We start from the raw sequence: 21,399 nt of genomic DNA on the forward strand, positions 1-21,399 counted from the left end.
TTTTCGGAGGGCACATGCACACCATTTTGAAATCTGAAAAAAAAGAAGTCGTGATCGGTTTCGACAAGCCGTTCGTCATCATCGGCGAGAAGCTCAACCCAACCGGAATCAAAAAGCTGGGGCAGGCGCTGGTCGAGCGGAACATGGATTATGTCAAGCACCTCGCCAAACGCCAGGTGGATTGGGGGGCGGATGTGCTGGATGTGAACGTGGGACATCCGCAGATCGAAGAAGCGGAAGTCATGCCGCTGGTGGTGGAGGCGGTTCAATCCGTGACGGATGTGCCGTTGTGCATCGACTCGAACGAGCCGAAAATTCTCGAAGCGGGTTTGAACGCGATCAAAGGCGGCAAGCCCCTGGTGAACTCGGTCAACGGGGAGGAAAAGCAACTCAGCACGGTGCTGCCCATCGTCAAGGCGAGAGGCGCGGCGGTTATCGGGTTGACCATCGCCGATGAAGGCATCCCGCCCACACCAGAGGGTCGCCTCGCGGCGGGCGCGAAGATCATCGAACGCGCAACAAAGATGGGCATCCCCATCGAGGACATCATCCTCGACCCGCTGGTGATGACGGTCGGGCACGATTACAGAGCTGCGATGGTCACTCTCAAAGCCATCGAAATGATCAAGAACGAATTCGGCGTGAACATCAGTCTTGGCGCGAGCAATGTTTCCTTTGGTCTTCCGGACAGACACTCGGTCAACGCGGCGATGCTTTCGATCGCGATGCTCACCGGCGCGACCACATCCATCACGGACCCGATCAAACTCGGCGCCGCCATCAAAGCCACCGACCTTTTGCTTGGGCGCGACGCCAACTCGATGCGCTATCTCAAATACTTCCGCGCGACGGATAAATTGCGCGCGGCGGAAGTTGCGGCGAAAACGTAGTTCGAGTCCGCGGAAAGATATCGGACTTGCAAGACTATCGTAAAATATATAACGCAAAGGCGCAAAGGCGCAAGGGATCGGGGCGAATCTTTGCGTCCTTGCGGCTTTGCGTTAAGAAACCCTGTTGACCGCCTATCCAATGAATCCAATCGAAAACATTCTCAACTATCACCGCATCGCCATCGTGGACGGTGCGATGGCGACCGAACTAGAAACGCGCGGCTGCGACTTGAACGATGCGCTGTGGTCCGCAAAGGTTTTGCTCGAACAACCCGAACTGATTCGCGCGGTGCATTTGGATTACTTCAAGGCAGGAGCGGACATCACCATCACTGCCAGCTATCAAGCGACAGTCGAGGGTTTTGCCAAACGCGGGTTGAATCGCGAGCAGGCGATCGATTTGATGAAAAAATCCGTGCGTCTGGCTCAGGAGGCGCGCGATGAATTTTGGTCGAAGGAAACGAACCGTATCGATCGCGCTTATCCATTGATCGCCGGTTCGGTGGGACCTTATGGCGCGTATCTCGCGGATGGTTCGGAATATCGCGGCGATTACAACCTGGCCGAGGACGAACTAATCGCGTTCCACCGTCCGCGCGTGGAAGCGCTGGTCGCCTCGGGCACGGACCTCCTAGCCTGCGAGACCATCCCATGTGGAATCGAAGCCCGGGCGTTGATTCGCCTGCTGGCTGAGTTCCCAAATACATTTGCATGGTTCACATTCACCGCCAAAGACGGAGAGCACATCAGCAACGGCGAAAGGATCGCAGACATCGCCGCATTTCTAGATGAACAGCCGCAAGCTGCCGCGGTGGGAATCAATTGCTCATCGCCGCTTTTCATCCCGGCTTTGATCGGCAGGATCAGGAATAAAACAGGCAGACCGGTCATCGTTTATCCAAACTCCGGCGAGATCTACGACCCGTCCACGAACACATGGCACGGGGAGACCTCCTGCGATTCGTTCGGGCTGCAATCCAAAGTCTGGTATGAGGCGGGAGCAAGACTCATCGGCGGATGCTGCCGCACAACGCCGGGTCATATCCGTGAGATCCATGCCTGGGTCACGAATGGAGCCGGACGTTCATGAGCAACGAATTCCTCTCACACGATGAAATGCCCACCGAGGAAAAACTTCCCTACCCCACCCGCCCGATGTATTTCGCGGACGGGACGAGCGTGGAGGAGTTCATAATCCCTGAAGAGGATAAAGAACTTGTCCTTGAGCAGTTATATCCCTTCACGCCTGTTCCAAAATTGACCGATAAACTTTATGACCTGCATGCGGATAAGACTTTCACCGCACGCGATTTCCGCGTGACATGGGAAAACGGGATGAATTATCTCGTCAGCCCGTATTATCCCGAAAGCGGCGGCACGGTAATCGATTGGATCGATGAGAACGCCTTGATGGACGACGATTACGATGAAGAGGAATTCGACGATGCGTTACCAAACTCGCCAAGTTGAAAGGCGTGGAACGGGTTTAACGAAAACGCAGGGATGGCATCCCAAATTTTCCCGCCCGATCTCAAGAAAGCCAGGCAGTTATGAACAACAAGTCTATTAAACGTATCTTTGGAATGAAATTTGCAGAGATTTACCCGCTGTACGTTCAAAAAGCGGAACGCAAAAATCGTACGAAAGAAGAGGTCGACGAAATCATCTGCTGGCTGACCGGCTATAGCCCGGCAGGATTGCAACAACAACTCAAACAGGGAAATGATTTTCAAACCTTTTTTGCCCAAGCGCCGGCCATGAATCCGAACAGGTCCTTCATCAAGGGCGTCGTTTGCGGTGTTCGTGTCGAAGAAATCGAAGACCCGCTGATGCAAAAAATCCGTTATTTGGACAAACTGATCGATGAACTCGCAAAAGGAAAAGCGTTGGAGAAAATTCTGCGGTCATCTCACGCCTGAACTTTTTTCCGGCTGGACCGCTTCGCCGGTTCGTGTGACACGGTAGTCTTGCGCCTACTCGCGGAGTTTGCCTTGAACCTGTCGAGGCGGTTTGGGGATGAGGCTCAAAACGATAAGGTGTTTTCAAGAAATTACCTTCCGGAGATTTATCTTGAGTAGATTTGGTCCTGACCCGCTTGTTTTTTTCAACTCTGTATATCAGAATATCGCACCCTGGGATATTGGCGCACCTCAACCCGCCATGGCTGCCCTTATAGAAACATATCCGCCTGCAAATCCAATTTTGGATCTCGGCTGCGGCACCGGCGACCTTGCGATTTATTTGGCAAAATTGGGACATGAAATTGTTGGGATTGATTTCGTTGAATCTGCGATCAAGAACGCCCAAGACAAGGCTGCATCCCTTCCCAATGAGACCAACCAATCATTAAGTTTCCGAGTAGCAGACGCCCTCAAGCCCTCCGCACTGGACGAAAAATTTGGAGCAGTTTTCGATTCGGGTTTTTATCATTTGTTCGACCCAGACCAATGTGAACAGTTAATTGATGAGGTCGCCTCGATATTGAGGCCGCATGGCGGTTATCATTTACACGAGTTCGCAATCGAATTTCCCGTGCCCAATGTGCCCCGCCAAATTTCAATCAATGAATTAAAAACACGTTTTACGGTTGAAAAAGGATGGCGTATTAAAGAAATACAAACGGTAGAGTTTCTGAGTCGGGTCGCCCCTCCCGTGCCCGCAACCTGTGCTTACATAGAACGTCTTCCAGCGTAAATCGCACCTGACAAAGCGTGCGACGGCCCCTCGAAACAGCCCAGGGCAAGCGGTCTTGAAAGTCAAGAGCAAAACCCTCCATGTAATGGCTACAAATACACCCAAGTTTTCTCTCTCCAAACAACCATCATCAAAGATCCTATTCCTCCTTTTTTTAATTCCAATCCTTGCCGCCCACACTTTCTTCCTCGCCGAGATCCCTTCAGGTCTCTATCTCGACGAATCTTCGATCGGCTATAATGCCGTCTCACTCATCGAAACCGGGCGGGACGAACACGGCGCGTTCCTGCCCATCTACCCAAAATCCGTCGGGGATTATAAAAATCCTGTTTACATCTACACTGCGGCGCTGGTGCTGAAAATTTTAGGAATATCAGAGTTCACGCTCCGGTTCACCAGCGTCATATTCTATTTTTGCGCGCTCGCATTAACTCTCTTGCTGATCAACCGGGTATTTGACAAGAGCCAGATCGTCCGCTTGTATGCGCTGGTAACTTTCGGCTTCCTGCCAATGTTATTCACGATTTCACGAATTGCCTTCGAGGTCATCGCCCAATTAACATGGACTTCAGCAGGGATTCTATCGATATCGATCGCTTTTCACGAGAATGACTCGAAAAGGGATATCCTGAAAGCGCTTGCCTGCGGAATAATTCTCGGCACTTCTACCTACACATATTCCACGGGGAGATTGTTGTCCTTTCTCGGGCTGGCATTGCTTTGGGTAATTTTCTTTAAGCGAGAGAATCTCAAAAAACTGTCGCTGGTCACGGTTGCATTTGTTATCGCATTGATTCCGTTAATCTTTTTCACTATCCGCAATCCAGGGGCGATCACTTCAAGGTTCAATACACTATCCTACTGGAGCGAGTCGATGCAGCTTGGTGAGAAAATCTCCATTTTCATTCAAAACTATTTCACCTATTTTTCCCCTCGCTTCCTGCTCTTTCAAGGTGATCCCAACCTGCGTCACTCGACGGGATTCGGTGGCGTCATTTTCATCTCCGTCTTTTTGCTGTCCATGATCGGATTGATGGGCATTCTTATCCGGCGAAAGTGGAATCGCTTCCACATTTTCCTTTTCGTCAGCCTGTTCCTCTCACCCATCCCCGCCGCATTGACCTCCGAAGGGACTCCGCACGCGTTAAGGAGCATGACACTAGGATATTACATTCTCATATTCTCCTGTTATGGAATTGCTGAATTTGCTTACATCAGATACCAACGCGCCAAGTCACTGGTTTTGACCGGCATATCCCTGCTCCTATTGGCTGAAGTGATCAGTTTCCAACTGGATTACTTCAGCGCTTATCCCGCCCGAAGCGTAAAAGCGATGGGGAGTTTCGACTTCGAATCCGCCCTGCAATTTGCGATCGATCGGCAACCCGGTGAAATAATTTTTATGAACAAGCCGCGCGAGACATATGCGAACGTGCAGTTCTATTCCCTGCTGGTCGAAAATCCTCAAAATATCCGAGTAATATGGGACAATCGCCCCAAGCCGAAAGGAAATCTGTGCATCGTTTACCATGTCCAAAACGAACCTGAGTTGAATTCGTTTCCGGATCCTTTCGAGGAGTATGACAGCGGAGGCGTGACGAAGGCGAGATGTTATTTGCCATAATCATCTTGTCATGCTAAGTGGCGCGGGCGCCACTCGTTCAGAGTGACACTAATCCGCAAACGTAAGTTTCCCATCCCCAAAATCATCTACACGACATGACCAATAGAACCATATCCCAAATCATCGAACCCAAACTTGTGATCGAAGGCGCGGGCGTTTTATTGAGGCGCTCCTTCGGTCCGCACGCCAGCAACCAGTTCGACCCCTTTCTTTTATTCGACCATTTCGCCTTCAACAACCCGCTCGAAGGTCCAATTCGCGGCTTCCCCACCCATCCGCACCGCGGCATCGAAACCGTCACCTACATGCTCGAAGGCACGGTCCGCCATCGCGACAGCCTCGGCAACATGGGCACCATCGCCGAAGGCGACGTGCAATGGATGACCAGCGGGCGGGGCATCCTGCACGAAGAAATGCCGCGTCGAAGCCCCAACGGAAACATTTACGGTTTCCAACTTTGGGTCAACCTGCCCGCCGCGCAAAAGATGAGCGAACCGCGCTATCAAGAGGTCGCCGCGGGGACGATCCCCGTCATCGAAAAAGACGGCGCGGTGATTCGCCTCGTTGCTGGAGAGGTGAATGGAATCCGCGGACCCGTGACAGAGATCGCCGCTTCGCCTCTTTACATGGATGTGAAGTTGAATCCTGATTCCCGATTCGATTATCCCATCCCAGCCGGACACACAACCTTGATGTACGTCTTCGAAGGCGTTGGAGAGTTTTCAGGTCAAGTTGTAGAAGGCGTCAGCATGGTGAAATTCAACGACGACGGCGACCAGGTCGAGGTCAGTACAGAAGCGGGCGTCCGTTTCATGCTCATCACCGGCGCTCCGTTCAAAGAGCCCATCGTGCCGTACGGTCCCTTCGTGATGAACACGCGCGAAGAGATCGAAGAAACCATCCGCGAACTGCGGAACGGGACGTTCATAAAACCTTAATCCCAATGCTCCCTGCGCCGTCCCCGGCGCAGATCTCCATAAAAATACATCTGGTTCCAATACCTCACCGCCGAGGACGGCGGCTGAAGCAAAATAATATGACTCAAGTTCTATATGGTCCCCGTCTCGGCAGGGAAGGCGAATTGCGAGTCGGTTGCTGCGCTGTCCTGTTCGACCAATCCCGTAAAAAGGTTTTACTTACGCGCCGCGTCGATAATGGACGCTGGTGCCTGCCCGGCGGCAGAATGGAATCCGGCGAAAGCGCGGCGGAAACCTGCGAGCGCGAGTTTTGGGAGGAGACGGGCTTGAAAGTCCGCGCGACCCGTTTGATCGGTGTGTACAGCAACCCGGAACAACTGGTGATCTATCCCGACGGGATGAAAGTCTTTATGGTCGTGATGAGTTTCGAAGTAAACGCATTTGAAGGGCAATTGGGCTTGAGCGAAGAAACCACCGATTTTGGATTCTACTCACTCGATGAAATGGACTCCATGCCGATGCACGGCGAGCATAAGATGAGGGTCGAAGATGCAATACGCGGCGGGGATGCGGCGATAAAATAACCCCCCACCAATGTGGGATAAGAAACACGCCACCTCTTACCAGGCAGCGTGTTTCTTCAAGTTGACAGCCCTACCCATGTGACTTGTCAACTATTTTCGTCAATGGAGGTTCCATGTTACAAAATATTTCGCAAAAGTTTCATCAATGGGCAAAAGGCGGGCTGGTGCTTGGAATGCTGGTCGTCTACGGATTCTTCGCAGGCTATATGATGCCGCAAATGGCCGCATGGATGAATTCCGCTGCCGGTCAGAGCGTGACCCCGCTCGACCTGATGATGTACTACACTCCGCAGCAGGCATTCGAGATGATGGAACGGTACGGCGAAGCGGGCCGCTCGGCATATCTCACCATCGAACTGACCGCCGACATTATTTACCCGCTCTCGACAGTGTTGTTTTTCTCACTGTTTCTTTCTTGGCTCTTTCAGCGCGGATATAAACCCGGAAACGCGATGCAAAAATTCAACATCATGCCGGCCGGCTCCTGGCTGTTCGATCTGGTCGAAAACGCCGCGATCATCCCCATGATTCTGATGCATCCCGCTCAATCCGCCGCGCTGGCATGGATCGCCATGGCGCTGGGGCTTGTGAAGTGGGGTTTTGCATTTATCAGTCTTGGGCTGGTACTGGTCGGCATTGTCAAGGCGGCGTTGAACGGTTTCAAACTGCAATCGTAATCAAAAGATAAAAAACCGGCGCGGCAAAGATCAAGCCATCGAACCGATCCATTACTCCGCCCTGAGCCCCAAGCATGGCGGAGTAATTTCGTTTACCCAGTGCGCGTTTCCACATCGAGGCGGTCAGGTCGCCGATCAGTCCCGCCAGCCCGATCGTAAATCCGATCACGCCTGCTGTGATGTGCGTCATCCCAATTGACTGACCTAGAGCAACTGCCATTGCAACAGCGAATAAAAGTCCGCCAATTGCGCCCTCGACCGTTTTTGCCGGGCTGACCTGCGGAGCCAATTGCCTGCGTCCGAAAGACTGCCCGATGATCTGCGCAAAGGCATCGTTCGTTGCGATGACCAGATACAGAAAAGCGGCTCGAAACCCTGCCGGGTCGTTTTGTTGAATCCAAATATATGTTACAAGGCATATCGGAAGATATATCAGACACCCGGCAATAGCGAAGGCGAACGCGGGATAATCCTCAGGCTTTCGGGTCAAAGTTCCCATCGAGAAAACGACGAGCATCAATGCAAGCCAGGCTTTCAGCCAGATCTCGATTTGGAGAAAATCGGCAAGAACGATTCCCGTAAACGTGATGGCTGCAAAATAAAAAGCCAGCGAAGACAACTTGAGCGCGCTCGATATCTCCCAGGAAGCGAAGGCTCCCAATAACCCGAGCAGAATGGTCAACGCATGCCAATTTGGCGGGAGCCAGCCCGCGGCTACAAAACAAAGGTTGATGAAAATATAAAGCGGATATTTCCGCCAGACACTTTCGCCCGTTCCATTCGGGTCCAACCAGCGGCGGGTAAACGCAAGCAATGTAGCAATCACCAGGAAAAAACCATAGATGAGAAGCACATTCCAATGAAGGGCTGTCATGGGAGAATCTTCACAGTACCGCGTCCGCCGTTCATTTCCACCCGGTCACCGCTCCTTACCCGCCTCGTCAGGTTTGGGATATTGACAATGATGGGCTTGCCCAACTCGCGGGCGACGATCGCAGAATGAGAAAGCGGACTGCCGCGCTCGACCAAAATCCCTGATGCGGAAGGATACAGAAAGACCCAGCCGGGGTCGGTTCGTTCGGCAACCAAGACCTGACCGCCAAGATCGCTGACTTCGTTCACGCTGTACACCACGCGGGCTTTTCCAGTCACAATGCCGGAGCAGCAGCCCACGCCCTGCAGATCCGCATCATCCGCCATCGGACGCACCAGCAGGCCACGAGGCGAATCAAGGTATGGGATGCCAAACGTCTCGAACCGATCGGGCAGACTCACTGAATCGGTTTTGTATCCCGCAAACTCGGTGCGGCGCATGGACACAATGCTTTTCAAATCCTGTGCGACCGCCGTGCCATGCACAAAATCCCATATTTCGCCGATGGTCAGATAATAAACATCCGCAGCCTGCGGCAACACTCCCGCCTGCGCCCATTGCCTCCCAAGCGAATTCAAGATACCGCGCAATAAACCGAACAAGCGCGAGCGTGCAAAGCGAAGGTTCTCTCGGTTGCGAACATAACGGCGCGCATTGTTCAAGATCCATTGGAAGGCAAATCGTTTGTGAAGCGGTAAAGCGGACAAACGCGCTTCGGCTCGGGCCCGGACAGGGGAATGCTCGGGCATCTCAGACGGATTCTTCGCCGCGGCCGCAATCATCCGAATCAACGGCAGAGGATCGTCCCGCAGGTTGGGTTCCTCCAATTTGAGTTCGTTCATGCAGCGGTCGCCATAGGTTTGCAAATATTCATCGAATTCCACGCGAAAGGCGGCAAATTTTTCCTGGTTCCGAATCCGTTCAAGGATTTCAACCGGCTCGAGATCGAATATGGCTCCCAGCTCCCGGTCGTTTCTTACGATGCGAGCCATCGCCTGCACCCGCCTGGCGGGTTGGATCGACTCGATATCGCCATCCCCAGCCAGGAGGTCATTATGAAGCGAGCTGCCGGGTTCGAACCATTTCTCCGTCAGGCTGCGTAAAATCCCAAAGAAGATCATCGCCAGAAAATCGTTCAGGATCGGGGCGCGCCATTCCCCCAGCACTCGCGTTTCAAGGTCGCGATATGACTCATGAAGATGATGAGGCGTCATGGTCGAGAAATCCTTGGCGCGGTACTCCGCCAAGACAGTGTTGAAAGCAAGAAGAAAATCTTTCGCGCGGCGCTCGCTGGTGAGGTGTAGTCCGAACATGCGCATCCCCCAACTGAACAGAGCAAACCAACCGCCGGTTCTTTTACCGTGTGCTTCCCCTGCAGATTGCTTCACACCCATCATTTGTTCGAGAAAACGCCGGTTTTGATCGAAGGCCGGCAGCCAGCTCAGGGCTTCATACCAGTTGAACAATTGATAATAGACCTGCCCATTGTAAAAACCGAGCAGATTCTTCAGCACCGTCTCGTCCATTTCCTTTACGCCCATCAGGGACAGAAATTGACGGTAGACATTCGCATATGAGCCGCGAATGATGGAAAACGTCAAAGGCGAGGTAATGCCCGAATAGCTCTCGGTGATATTGGCGTTGTCCCATAAGATGTGTTCCGTGGGAATCGGCGTGGTAATGGGGCGGGCCTGAAGAATGAAAAGCACATCTTCGATAAAGGCAAATTCAATATCCTGCGGAGACTTGAACAGGGCTTCGATCCGCCTGGAAACGGCAACCAAATCCGAGACCTGGCTCTTTTTCAACAAAGCCCCGTCTCCATCCCATTCTCCGGTCTCGTGGTTCACGCGAAAGGTTTCCCCGCTGACTTTGCCCTGAACAAGTTCATCGCCCAATCCCCTTACAACGGAAATCACCATCCAGCGTGGGTCTCGCGTTGCGGGATCTGCCGTAAATACAACACCCGAGATATCCGCAGGTGCCATCGTTTGGAGGATCACTTCCATTTCGATCTTTTTATCTAACAACCCATTCTTAATGCGATATGCCTGCGCCCGTTTTCCATACGCGGATGCCCAGCATTTTTTAACCGCATCGAGCACCGCTTCCTTGCCGCGAACGTTCAGAAAGGAATCGAGCTGACCGGCAAAGGAGTATCGGGCAGAGTCTTCTTCAGCGAGAGAGGAGCGAACCGCCAAATCTACATCCGGAAGTTGGCGCACAAGTTCGATAATCTCATTTTGGATGGCCGCAGGTAAGGATGCCTGTACGATTTTTTCTTCGTTCGCCCCATCTGACAGCGTCAAGCGGAAGTCATCGAAGGCACGGGCGGGAACAACAACAAAAGGCGGAACTCGAAAACCCGCTTCACTCAAGACTCTTAAATTCGACGCCTTGCTCATGACCAGATCAGCCCATGCGAGCGGATCAATTCCACCGCCAAAAGAATGTCGAAGGCAAAGATGAACATCCCTGCATAAAGCTGCAGGCTTGCGGCAGTCCTGCCCGTCGTTTTAATATAAAAGTACAACACACCAAATACAACCACCCCCAACAGCGCTGCGACCGCCGCGTGATACCACCAGGCGAACTCCATTTGAGCGCCGACGATCATACTGACCATGCCCGAAAACAACAACGCCAGCAGGCTGATGAAAGCAGAACGATACGGTCCCATCACAGCCGAGTATGTAATCAGACCTTCGCGTTCATCCGCAGGCGCGCGCGTTTTGCGGGCAACTTCATACCCAAGCCCCACTCCATAGCTGACCCAGGCATAGAGCAATATCGGCATGGGCGCCAGCCAGAACGATCTATCGGCCGCAACGGCAAACACATACAGGCAATAAGCAGGCATGATCAACAGGTGAATAAACGCATTCGCCAGCAGATGTCTTTCAAGAATTTCCGCGATAAAGAATTCCTTGTAAATAAGCCCGGAAAAGGCAAGTACCACCAGGCACATCACGAACGCCGGAACCCCCAAAAGAAGACTCAGCATCACTTCGACGGTCACTGCAAAGATGCCAGCATATCGAAGTTGCTTCAAAGTGACCAATCCACGTGACAGCACCCGCTCCGGGTGTACGATGCGATCCTGCTCATAATCCTTGTGTTCGTCTATGACCCGCATATGAAAGAACATGAGCAACAAAACCAGACAACCCGCAGCGAATCTCCACGACATCTCAAGGGGCTGGCTTTTACCGAAAACCGCGCCAAGCGCAAGCAGATAGTTGGCTGTGAAATACGAAACGATGAGGACGCCGTTCGCCTGTAAAGGAAAACGTTCCTGCAAGTATGCCCAAAAATGTTTTATCATCCAAGTCTCTTTGTTTTCAAGCGCTTGTAATCCAACCTCGAGTTATGGCGGGCATCCACCGGCAGGCGGCGGGCTGCACGGATCTCATCCAGCGCCCAGCCATGCTCACCGCACAAGGCGCGCAATTGATTCACCCAATCTTTTGGTTTTGGTGAATTTTCCGCGAATTCTACTATTAATACAGAACGCTCACCCAGCTTCGAGTCCGGCATTCCGATCAATGCCGCGCGGCGCACGAACGGCAAAGCTTCCGCCACCGTTTCCACAAACACCGGGTATAAATTTTTTTCACCGCGCACAACAATCGTGTTCACCCGCCCGGCAAGCCATAAAAGACCGGTCTCATCCTTGTAACCCAGGTCGCCCATGCAATGCCATAAAACGCCATCTGAGTCGAATCGTTTATTTTTTGATTCAGCCGCCGGGTTGGAAAAATATTTCCGCGCCACATGATTCCCACCCACCCAAATTTCACCCACCTGACCTGTCTCAAGCTCGATCCCATCCGCACTTAGAATCCGGATCCTGACCTCGGGCACGGCTCTTCCCAACGGGATGCCTGCCCTCGGCGCTACAGGCTTTTTCATTTCATCCATGGCATCGCAGCTCTTAATGACCGCAACCGGTTCCGCTTCCGTACTCCCATAAACGTTAAGGATCTCTGCGTGGGGCGCAACGCGTTCCAGTTTTTCCAAAAAGAAAGGGGTAACCGGCGCTCCGCCTGTGACAATGCGCCGCAGAGGCAGAGATTGCTGAAGGCGCAGGCAATGCTCCACAATCACAGACCAGTAAGCGGGTGGCCCGGATGCGGTTGTAACTTCATGCTGACGAATCTGTTCGAGAATCCGTTCCGGTCGAACTGCATCCGGGCGGCGGAATGGAAAATCCGGGATGACGCTTGTTATGCCGGATGCCAGATTATGCAAAGTCGCAATCGGGAACGCAGGCATGTCGATATCCGAGGTGTCATTGGGCAACGCGCGACTCAATGCGGCATGTTGTGCAGCCAGCAATCCGTGAGTGCGAATCACGCCGCGCGAACCCAATGGATCGGTGCTTCCGCCCGTAAATGTGATCAACGCCGGAGATTCGAGGTCCACTTCAGAGATTTCGGAGTGCGGTGAAAAGGATACAGCCAGACGATTCAAAGAAAACCTGGAATTTCCATCCGTTGGAAAAACGCGAGGGATGCGGCGCAAGTCTGGTAAAAACCACCGCAGCCAATTTATCTTTTGACCACAGATCAATCCATCCGGTCGTATCGAAGAGATCGTCTTCTCCAGTTGTCCAAATCCGCTTTGCGGATCGAGGAACACCGGCGTAGCTCCCATTTTGAATAATGCGATCAGACCAGCATAAAGGTTTAATGAAATCGGAGCCAACACAACGACCCGGCTCCTTGTTTTCAAGCCGCTTCCAAGAAAGCCCCCCGCCAGCCGGGAGGATAATTCATCAAGCAGCCGAAAAGAAAAAATGGATGGATGACTTGTCGGAAAAATAAGCGCCGAACGATCCGACTCAGGCACCGAGCCAAGCAGGGATGCAATATTCATGATCGGAGTTGCCGTGTGTATAAGGTGTACTCCCGCGTTACTTCACCCAAGCCGCCGTCAAATTTATCGGCGCGGTTGCCTGCCCGCAACAGACAATGATTCACACATTTGTAACCTTTTTGCTGAAAACGCCGATACACTTCATAGGCAAGCGCCGCACCAACCCCCTCCCCGCGGACATGTGGCAATACACCAAAGGTTTTGACGTTCACCGTCCCGGTCATGCGGTGATCGACAAACGAATAACATAATCCCACCGGGTTCTGCTGCGGATCGATAATGAACAGGAACAGATCGGGGTCGATCCTGCCTGCCGCACCCGCGTACAAAGCGCGAAATTCGTTTTCGGATATATCAGTGAAATAATAATTTTCGCGGAACATATCTGTCGAGAGCCGGTAAACCAGGGATATTTCTCCAGATGCATCGGCTGGGTTGAAGGTTCGGACGGAATATCCCCAAGAGATCGCGCGTGAATGATATTCCCGCCACACATTCAGAGCAGGATCCAGGTCGTTAACCGTTTTGGTGACATAGCGGGTGATGGGGGCAAAACCAAGTCTTTCCAACAATCCCGGATAATGCGCCGGGTTACAGGGTTCCATGAGGAAGGTCGGCTGGTCGAAGCCTTTGGTGCGAAGGCGGTACGGGTGCCAGGTGTCAAAGTTCATCGGCGCAAAAATCGTGGATTCGGGTCCCAGTTTTGACCTCAACCAAGTCAGCGCTCCATCGACCTTCAATTGTGCAGCCTGCAGATCATCTCTGCAATCAAAGAAACCCAACTGTCCATAAGGCTGACCGTGTTCGTCGCGCAGCAAAGGGTTGATGATGGCGGTGACTCTTCCGACAATTTCATTTCCATTCAATACCAAAAAATTCCGCCAGAGGGATGAGGAAAATCCATCGGTGAGCAATCGCTCCTCGCCGGGATCGGGCAGCCAGTTCGGGTCTGAGGCGTAAAGTCGCTGAGGAAAATCCAAAAATCGTTTCAGCAAGTCCTTGTCGAAATCAAAATCCAGGACCTTCATGGAGTATGAATACCGATCAGATGGAGGTAAAGATAGGCAGATGCCACAGCCAGGATGATGATGGTCTGAAGAACATATCGGGTCGGCTTCGGAAAACGCAAATTACGAATCATGAAAAAACTCATCAGGAACAGGATCGGCGCCAGTATAAACCGGGAAATATCCCCCAGCCAGGACCAAAGCGGAAACGCCAATACAACGAAAAGCTGACTCCAGATCACTTGCAGACCGATGTGATAAGCAATCCCCGCTTCCTCCACGACGCCGATCATGTTGAACTTCGAAAGCCTGAGCAGGCCGCCGGCGAGATAAACAAATAGCGCAGTTATCGAAAGCGCGTCGTTCATGCCAATCTGAAATAAAATGTATAACGGCAGGACCAGATATGTAAATACGTCGCAGAAACCATCCAGCTGTCTGCCGAATTCGCTTTCCAATTTCAAACGCCTCGCGATCAAGCCATCGAACATATCCGCGAACATCGCGACCAACATGAATACGATGGCGAGACTAAGCCGACCTCGCGCAGCCTGATACAAACCGAGAGTGGAGAGCGCTAAACTTCCCAGAGTTAATATATCCACCCAGGTTGGAGAGACAATGAAATAATCTTTTCGATTCATACGATACAGCGAAGTTTACCCGGTAAAATCTCGAAACGAACTTCGTGGATGTCCTCCCACAACTCCCCATCGATCATAAGCCGCTTGGGATCCGGTAGATTTAATGTCAGGCAATGAGCAGGCTTTTCTTCCGCTGTCCGATAAAAATAAGTGCGGCTCAAGACAGCCAGATTATGGGTGAATTGTCCCCAAAACCCCGCCTTCGCCAATAGAATCTCGAATTTGCCGTCACCGGTTTCCGATTTCCGAAATGCGCGGAAATTCCCGGCGTGACGGGTATTATTTATCATGACGTTGGTTAATTTATGTTCTTGTAAAGGGCTGTCATCGATGGATAAATTCAGTGAGAAGGTGGATTGACGCATTGCCTGTAAGGTGGCGGAAATGGGATAACACCAACTTCCCAGTCGCTTGAAGTATCGATTCGCCAGTGAGACCACTTCCGCAGCATAACCAATGGATGCAGTGCTGATGGCAAGCCGCGACCGCGTTTGGTCTGAGGATCGATAGATCACCCGGATGAGGTCAAGGGCGCGAAATCCATTTCTTTTGGCGGCGAGGAAGGCGGCATCCAAGGAGGTGATGGCGAAGTCGCGCGCGAGCCCGTTGCCCGTTCCACCTGCCAGCAGCAACAAACGCTGACGGTCCAAATCCATGCCGTTGACGACTTCTGCAACTGTTCCGTCGCCGCCAAATACAGCGATATGATCGCGGTCCGTACCACGGGCAAGTTCCTCCGCATGTCCGGGGCGTTGTGTAAAAGCGACCTCGGCTTGCAGTTCCGCCTCAAGACGCTTCGCAAAGGTTTCCCTCCAATGAGAGGAGCGCGGATGCCCGGCAACCGGGTTGACGATGGCCAGCCAGCGAACAGCCATGAAATGATATTCTATTTCCCCTGCCCGTTAGTGGACCGTGATTTCCTCGCGCCAATCGACATACCATTTGGCTAAACCTGCCCAATCGGAAACTTTTCCTGAAGCATCGGCAGCGAGCACCCGGCGCTGAAAATCGAGGAGCTGTGCCGGGGTCAGCGCCAGCCGCCGTGTAGGCGTTCCGTACAGACCGGGAATCACCAGCCATTGCTTGTTGACGTAGATGATCGTGAGCTGCAGGTCCTCGTTGCCGCTCGGGTCGATAAGGACTTCCTGCCAGTGCGTATCGACCTTGACGATCTTATGCACGGCGGTGTTGTTCAGGATCGGCATCGCCAAAGCGGCGCGCAGGCAGGGCACCATCATGAACTTAACGATCCGATATTCCTCCTGGGCGTCGATCCTGTCATCGGAGAATGCCCGCACAAGATTGCCGACATTTTCGCTTTTCAGTGGAATGATAAAGTTCGGTTTTTTGGCATGAAACCCGGAAACCACCTCGGCGCTGTCTCCATGATGCAGAATGGTAAATTTTTCACCCGTATCCGTTATTTCAAGATGAACCTGGGTGAATAAACCTTTAAACCAATCAAGGACGGATTTCTTTTTGGTCAATTGCTCCAGCAGAGATTGATTCGAACTCATGAGAACCTCCTATCGGACTCTGGTCGGAATATTCGGGTTATTATGACAGATTTCGTCAAAAAAGCAAGACGTCATATGTTCAGCCACCACACGCCGGTACATTCCGGCAGAATCGTCCAATTTTTTTGCACGACCTGATTCGCCAGCTCGTCGCCGAAAAAGAAGCGGGAAAGCTCTTCGGCTTCAGCAAGGGATGCAAACATGTAGTCCGTGCGGATCCATTTGCTTCGAAATCCGACTTCATCCAACCATGGATAAAAATCCTTGAGGTGTTCGAGCCTGACGGGGGACTCGTTACCCGTACCAAACGATTCAAAGAGGACGATGGGGCTTCCCGGCTTTAGAACGCGTTTCATTTCCGCAAGCCATTTCTCAAGTTCTCCCTTCCAAGTATCAGGATTCCAAACCGCCAGGTAACTTACACTCCACCCAGAGACTGCCAGGTTGGCAGAATGATCCGACACGGGGAGTTTTCGATGATCGGCGATATCCACCTGCCAGTTCGACAATCCGCTTTTGACGAATTTCTCGCGGCAGACCCGCAGCATTTCCTCCGACACGTCAAATGCGCGGACGCTGGTCACATGCGGCGCAAGCATACTGGCTAATCTCCCGGTACCCGCTCCGAGGTCCAGGACGAGGCGGTCTTCGAGAGGCGTGATCCCCCGCAGGGATTTCAAAATGTTTCCCTGATAATCCTCGCGCGCGATCAACGCTTCGTATTTATCCCCTTCGGTCTTGTAGATTTCTTCTTGAGTAGTCATGGGGTGATTATAAATCAGTCCCCTGGCGGGATTTTTGACCAGAGGCGTTTGTGCTATTCTCCTGCAACAAAGGAGAAGAAAGATGAAAATTTCGCCGGAACGACAATTCGATTTTTGGCTCGGTGAATGGAACGCGGTTTGGGATGGCGGCCGGGGGACGAATCGCGTCGAGATGGCATTCGACGGAAAGGTGGTGATGGAAAATTTTACAGCGCCGGACCTGATCGGCATGAGCGTATCATGCTACGACCCTGAGCGAAATCTGTGGTGCCAGACCTGGGTGGACAATACCGGCTCGTACCTCGACTTCAAAGGCGGATTCGAGGATGGAGAGATGATCCTGGCCCGTGACGCGGTCGTGAATGGCGAGCGATGTAAACAACGCATGGTCTGGTCCAATGTCGAAGCCGGGCAATTCGACTGGACCTGGGAGCGTTCCGATGACGGAGGGGTGACCTGGCAGATCAGGTGGCGAATCAAATACACACGCAAATAAGTTGTTTATAATTGGCGGATGCCCACGCTATCCCCCTCCGCCCAAAAAATCCAAAACCTATTGATCGAACTCGGTTACAGCTACTCCGTGATCGAACACGCCGAATCGACCCGAACCGCCCAGGAAGCCGCCGACCGCGCTGGCTGCGAACTGGGTCAAATCGTAAAGTCTTTGATCTTTCGCGGAAAATCCAGCGGCAAGCCGATCCTGGTATTGACGTCGGGTCCGAACCGCGCAAACGAAAAGCTTGTCAGCGAGTACGCAGGCGAACCGATCGGCAAGGCAGACGCGGACTTCGTCCGCGCCGTGACAGGTTTTGCCATCGGAGGCGTGCCGCCGATCGGCCATGCCCAACAAATGGAAACCTATATCGATGAGAGCTTCCTGCAATATCCCACGATCTGGGCGGCAGCGGGCACTCCCAATGCGATCTTTGAATTGAAGACGGAAGACCTGCAAAAAATGACGAGCGGAAGAGTCGTTAGTATAACGTGAACGATATCCATAATTTCCTGCATTACCACGACAAACTATCCAGCAGCGGTATGCCCCTGCAGGAACAAATGAAATCCATCGCGGATGCGGGGGTGCAATTGGTCATCAATCTTGCTCCGCATGATGCGCCCAATGCCGTTCCAAATGAAGAAAAAGTCGTCGCTTCGCTAGGCATGGAATACATCAACATCCCTGTCAATTGGGGGACGCCAACGAAAGACGGATTAAATCTCTTCATGGACAGGATGGATGCAAACAGCGAAAAGAAAATCCACGTGCATTGCGAGGCGAATTTCAGGGCAACTGCATTCATTGCAATATACCGCATCCTCAGGCTTGGATGGGGGGAAGAAGACGCCTTCGAGATAATGCACAAGGTCTGGGATGAGGATGCATACCCGGTCTGGAAGATGTTCATCGAAGACGCGATAAAAAGAAGTCCAAGCGGGACCTAGCGGCTGCCCTGATGATTTGATCCTCACTAGACAATGGAGTTAATTATGTTTGAATTTTTCTCCGTCGAACACACAAAAACCTCCCTGCAAATTTTCGGTACCAAACATTTGACCGTGGTGGCGGTCTTCGTGCTATTCTGGTTGTCGCTGTTCTATTTCCGCAGTATCTGGAATGAGAAGCAGAGAAACACCGTGCGACTAACGCTTGCGATCCTGCTGGCGGTAAATGAGATCGGGCTGCATCTCTGGTCTGCATACTGGGGTATTTGGAATGTTCAAACCATGCTGCCGCTGCACATGTGCAGCATGATCCTGTGGATCATCGTCTTCATGGTCATAACCCATAATCACTCGCTATATGATTTCGCCTACTTTTTGGGTATCGGCGGCGCATTGCAAGCCTTCCTCACGCCTGCAGACGGCGCAATGTATGACATCCCGCACTACCGCATCATGCAAACGCTCATCGCGCACGGATTGATCATCTCCATCCCGCTCTTCATGACGATCGTGGACGGATACCGCCCGACGCTTGCGTCGTTCAAACGCATCTTCATCTGGACGAACATCTACATGGTGATCATCTTTTTCCTGAACTACGCCATCGGCAGCAATTATTTGTTCATCGCCCAAAAGCCGCCTTCACCCACTTTGATGGATATCCTCTCGCCCTGGCCCTGGTACATCCCGCAATTGGAAGTGGTCGCGTTCATCATCTTTTTCATCATGTACCTTCCATTCCTGATCAAAGACCAACTGGCAAAATCGGCGCAGGTCAAATCAACCTGAGAAGCTCAAAAACCGCCCAGACTGTAACAGTCCGGGCATTTTGTTCGTTGCGCCCGCCGGTCATTTATCGTAGAATCCAGCAAACCAGCCAAAGGAGAGAAAATGGCAACAAAAGCTAAAACTGAATCGCGTCCCATGACCGAAGAGGCGGATTTCCTCCAGATCAAATCGGTTGACCATGTTCACTTTTATGTGGGCAACGCCAAGCACGCGATGTATTACTGGTGGAAGGCGTACGGATTCAAACCCGTCGCCTATTCAGGGCTCGAAACAGGCAACCGGGATTTCGCCTCATACGTTCTCGAATCAGGCCAGGCGCGCTTTGTCGTCTCCGCGCCGTATTCACCTTCCAGCCCGCTTGCATCCCACCACATGGTTCATGGCGACGGCGTCAAAGTCATCGCGCTCGGCGTGGACGATGTGGAAAAAGCCTGGCGCGAGACCACCAGCCGCGGAGCCAAATCCGCGTGGATGCCGCGCGAGGAGAAGGATGATTTCGGCATTTACCGCACATCCGCCATCTATACATACGGCGAGACCCTGCACGTATTCGTGGACCGCGACGATTACAAAGGCGCCTTTGCCCCCACCTATAAGCCTCTCAATTATGAAACCAATTCGGCAGGGCTTGCCGCCATCGACCACATCGTCGGCAATGTGCAGCTCGGCAAGATGAACCACTGGGTCAATTTCTATCATCAAGTGATGGGCTTCCGCCAACTCATGCACTTCGACGACAAGGACATCTCCACCGAATACTCCGCGCTCATGTCCAAGGTCATGCAGAATGGGAACGGACGGGTCAAGTTCCCGATCAACGAACCGGCCGAAGGCAAACGCAAGAGCCAGATCGAAGAATATCTCGATTACTATCTCACACCAGGCGCACAGCATGTCGCCATCATCACCGGGGACATCATCGACACAGTGGATAAACTCCGCAAGAACGGCGTAGAATTCCTGCGTGTGCCGGACACCTACTACGAACTGCTTCCAGACCGCGTGGGCAAGATCAAAGAAGATTTTAAGACCATTCACGAACTTGGCATTTTGGTCGATAAAGACGACGAAGGCTATCTCCTGCAGATATTCACCCGCCCCATCCAGGACCGCCCCACCATGTTCATCGAAGTCATTCAGCGCCACGGTGCGCAGGGATTCGGCAAGGGCAACTTCAAAGCCCTGTTCGAATCACTCGAATTGGAACAGGAACGACGCGGGAATCTATAGGATGAAGAAACTTTCAAGCCTGTCGATCCTGATGCTGCTCCTTCTGCAGGCATGCGGAGCCATCCCCGCTTCAGCGCCCGCCCAGCCCAACGTGGAAACCGTCGTTGCCGCCACATTAAATGCCGTCACACAACAGGCGGCAAACGCACCGACTGAATCCAGTGGAACAGTAATAAACTTTCAAAACGTCAATTTTGTAATTCCTCAAGGGCTCGGGAGCGGCGCGAACGGCGAAGTCGTTCCGCTTGTGGATGAATCGCAAGGACCCTGGGGAGTCGCGCCGGAACATCTGCTTTTTACACTCCAGGACTACCCCGCGCCATCAGAGGATGGTTTCGATGCGGTGATACGCATTTATCCGGCGCAAGCTTATGCAGACGTCAACCCCTGGGCGGAAGGCAGCATCGACCGTCTGCGGGCGATCCTGGCAAGCCCCGGCATGACAATAACGAACGATAACGCCCCCACGGTTCCATTCAACGGGGCGGCCGCGCAGCAGTACGCCGCGCAGATTCAACGCCTCTCCTTCAACAGCGGAAACGGCATCCGCATGATCTCGCAATATGGGCAGTTTCCCGGTCCGATAACCAAAAACAACAGCTTCTATCATTACGAAGGATTGACGAGCGATGGGAAGTATCTTGTTGCCGCCTTACTCCCGGTGACCCTTCCCTTGCAATCCACCTCTGAGAATCCTTCCGCAGACGGGGTTGTTTACCCCGCTGATATCTCAGATTCCGAAGGTTTGACCGGATATTATCAGGGAATAACAGACGTGTTGAATGCCGCCAGCCCGGATTCTTTCAAGCCGACGCTTACCCAATTGGATGCGCTCATCCAGTCCATTGCCGTCCAATAGGATTC

Annotated in this window: 24 protein-coding genes; 15 read left to right on the forward strand and 9 right to left on the reverse strand. The window is 52.5% G+C overall.

From position 1 onward, the window contains the following. The first annotated feature begins 14 nt into the window (after nt 1-14). The 9 genes from HS100_18560 to HS100_18600 all read left to right on the forward strand — a co-directional run bounded on the left by HS100_18560 (nt 15) and on the right by HS100_18600 (nt 7,386). Nucleotides 15-890 carry a dihydropteroate synthase gene (locus tag HS100_18560; protein ID MBE7435926.1) on the forward strand — a complete coding sequence of 292 codons (876 nt, stop codon included), beginning with the start codon at nt 15-17 and terminating at the stop codon, nt 888-890. 139 nt (nt 891-1,029) lie between these two features. Further along, entirely contained in the window at nt 1,030-1,980 is a 951-nt protein-coding gene (mmuM, locus tag HS100_18565; protein ID MBE7435927.1) for a homocysteine S-methyltransferase, read from the forward strand. Beyond that, entirely contained in the window at nt 1,977-2,360 is a 384-nt protein-coding gene (locus HS100_18570; GenBank protein MBE7435928.1) for a hypothetical protein, read from the forward strand. Before mmuM ends, HS100_18570 begins: the two co-directional genes overlap by 4 nt. Before the next feature lie 80 nt (nt 2,361-2,440). Continuing rightward, nucleotides 2,441-2,809 carry a DUF2200 domain-containing protein gene (locus HS100_18575; GenBank protein MBE7435929.1) on the forward strand — a complete coding sequence of 123 codons (369 nt, stop codon included), beginning with the start codon at nt 2,441-2,443 and terminating at the stop codon, nt 2,807-2,809. 151 nt (nt 2,810-2,960) lie between these two features. Continuing rightward, entirely contained in the window at nt 2,961-3,584 is a 624-nt protein-coding gene (locus tag HS100_18580; GenBank protein MBE7435930.1) for a class I SAM-dependent methyltransferase, read from the forward strand. Between the two features lie 85 nt (nt 3,585-3,669). Beyond that, a complete protein-coding gene (locus tag HS100_18585) occupies nt 3,670-5,208 on the forward strand; it encodes a glycosyltransferase family 39 protein (protein MBE7435931.1) in 1,539 nt (512 codons plus the stop codon). Between the two features lie 95 nt (nt 5,209-5,303). Then, the gene (locus HS100_18590) at nt 5,304-6,146 is read left to right on the forward strand and encodes a pirin family protein (protein ID MBE7435932.1); all 843 of its coding nucleotides are present in this window, start codon (nt 5,304-5,306) and stop codon (nt 6,144-6,146) included. Between the two features lie 98 nt (nt 6,147-6,244). Then, nucleotides 6,245-6,709, forward strand: a complete 465-nt coding sequence (locus HS100_18595; GenBank protein MBE7435933.1) for an NUDIX domain-containing protein — start codon at nt 6,245-6,247, stop codon at nt 6,707-6,709. A 113-nt stretch (nt 6,710-6,822) separates the two neighbouring features. Beyond that, entirely contained in the window at nt 6,823-7,386 is a 564-nt protein-coding gene (locus tag HS100_18600) for a hypothetical protein (protein MBE7435934.1), read from the forward strand. Here HS100_18600 and HS100_18605 read toward each other — a convergent pair. The 9 genes from HS100_18605 to HS100_18645 form a co-directional block, all read right to left on the reverse strand. After that, nucleotides 7,370-8,260, reverse strand: a complete 891-nt coding sequence (locus HS100_18605; protein ID MBE7435935.1) for a phosphatidate cytidylyltransferase — start codon at nt 8,258-8,260, stop codon at nt 7,370-7,372. The genes HS100_18600 and HS100_18605 overlap by 17 nt on opposite strands. After that, nucleotides 8,257-10,665 carry a hypothetical protein gene (locus tag HS100_18610; protein MBE7435936.1) on the reverse strand — a complete coding sequence of 803 codons (2,409 nt, stop codon included), beginning with the start codon at nt 10,663-10,665 and terminating at the stop codon, nt 8,257-8,259. The genes HS100_18605 and HS100_18610 overlap by 4 nt, the downstream gene beginning before the upstream one ends. Next, nucleotides 10,662-11,585 (reverse strand): UbiA family prenyltransferase, encoded by a 924-nt coding sequence (locus HS100_18615; protein MBE7435937.1) that lies wholly within the window; start codon nt 11,583-11,585, stop codon nt 10,662-10,664. The genes HS100_18610 and HS100_18615 overlap by 4 nt, the downstream gene beginning before the upstream one ends. Beyond that, nucleotides 11,582-13,138 carry an AMP-binding protein gene (locus HS100_18620; GenBank protein ID MBE7435938.1) on the reverse strand — a complete coding sequence of 519 codons (1,557 nt, stop codon included), beginning with the start codon at nt 13,136-13,138 and terminating at the stop codon, nt 11,582-11,584. The genes HS100_18615 and HS100_18620 overlap by 4 nt, the downstream gene beginning before the upstream one ends. Then, nucleotides 13,135-14,166: a GNAT family N-acetyltransferase gene (locus tag HS100_18625; protein ID MBE7435939.1), complete on the reverse strand. Its 1,032-nt coding sequence runs from the start codon at nt 14,164-14,166 to the stop codon at nt 13,135-13,137. The genes HS100_18620 and HS100_18625 overlap by 4 nt, the downstream gene beginning before the upstream one ends. After that, nucleotides 14,163-14,789, reverse strand: coding sequence for a CDP-alcohol phosphatidyltransferase family protein (locus HS100_18630; GenBank protein ID MBE7435940.1), 627 nt, complete (start codon nt 14,787-14,789; stop codon nt 14,163-14,165). The genes HS100_18625 and HS100_18630 overlap by 4 nt, the downstream gene beginning before the upstream one ends. Next, nucleotides 14,786-15,664: a hypothetical protein gene (locus tag HS100_18635; GenBank protein ID MBE7435941.1), complete on the reverse strand. Its 879-nt coding sequence runs from the start codon at nt 15,662-15,664 to the stop codon at nt 14,786-14,788. The genes HS100_18630 and HS100_18635 overlap by 4 nt, the downstream gene beginning before the upstream one ends. A 27-nt stretch (nt 15,665-15,691) precedes the next feature. Beyond that, nucleotides 15,692-16,306 (reverse strand): hypothetical protein, encoded by a 615-nt coding sequence (locus HS100_18640; protein MBE7435942.1) that lies wholly within the window; start codon nt 16,304-16,306, stop codon nt 15,692-15,694. Between the two features lie 71 nt (nt 16,307-16,377). Beyond that, complete coding sequence (locus tag HS100_18645; protein MBE7435943.1) at nt 16,378-17,070, reverse strand: class I SAM-dependent methyltransferase; 693 nt, start codon at nt 17,068-17,070, stop codon at nt 16,378-16,380. Between the two features lie 82 nt (nt 17,071-17,152). Here HS100_18645 and HS100_18650 point away from each other — a divergent pair, with 82 nt between their 5' ends. The 6 genes from HS100_18650 (at nt 17,153) to HS100_18675 (ending at nt 21,394) form a co-directional block, all read left to right on the forward strand. After that, nucleotides 17,153-17,566 (forward strand): hypothetical protein, encoded by a 414-nt coding sequence (locus tag HS100_18650; protein ID MBE7435944.1) that lies wholly within the window; start codon nt 17,153-17,155, stop codon nt 17,564-17,566. An 18-nt stretch (nt 17,567-17,584) separates the two neighbouring features. Then, a complete protein-coding gene (locus HS100_18655) occupies nt 17,585-18,061 on the forward strand; it encodes a YbaK/EbsC family protein (GenBank protein MBE7435945.1) in 477 nt (158 codons plus the stop codon). Beyond that, the gene (locus HS100_18660; GenBank protein ID MBE7435946.1) at nt 18,058-18,516 is read left to right on the forward strand and encodes a protein tyrosine phosphatase family protein; all 459 of its coding nucleotides are present in this window, start codon (nt 18,058-18,060) and stop codon (nt 18,514-18,516) included. The genes HS100_18655 and HS100_18660 overlap by 4 nt, the downstream gene beginning before the upstream one ends. 45 nt (nt 18,517-18,561) lie before the next feature. After that, nucleotides 18,562-19,305 carry a TIGR02206 family membrane protein gene (locus HS100_18665; GenBank protein MBE7435947.1) on the forward strand — a complete coding sequence of 248 codons (744 nt, stop codon included), beginning with the start codon at nt 18,562-18,564 and terminating at the stop codon, nt 19,303-19,305. A 135-nt stretch (nt 19,306-19,440) separates the two neighbouring features. Beyond that, nucleotides 19,441-20,535 carry a 4-hydroxyphenylpyruvate dioxygenase gene (hppD, locus tag HS100_18670; GenBank protein MBE7435948.1) on the forward strand — a complete coding sequence of 365 codons (1,095 nt, stop codon included), beginning with the start codon at nt 19,441-19,443 and terminating at the stop codon, nt 20,533-20,535. Nucleotide 20,536: 1 nt separating this feature from the next. Further along, a complete protein-coding gene (locus HS100_18675; GenBank protein ID MBE7435949.1) occupies nt 20,537-21,394 on the forward strand; it encodes a hypothetical protein in 858 nt (285 codons plus the stop codon). Nucleotides 21,395-21,399 lie beyond the last annotated feature (5 nt).

The organism is Anaerolineales bacterium (genome assembly GCA_015075725.1).
Lineage (GTDB): Bacteria > Chloroflexota > Anaerolineae > Anaerolineales > Villigracilaceae > Villigracilis.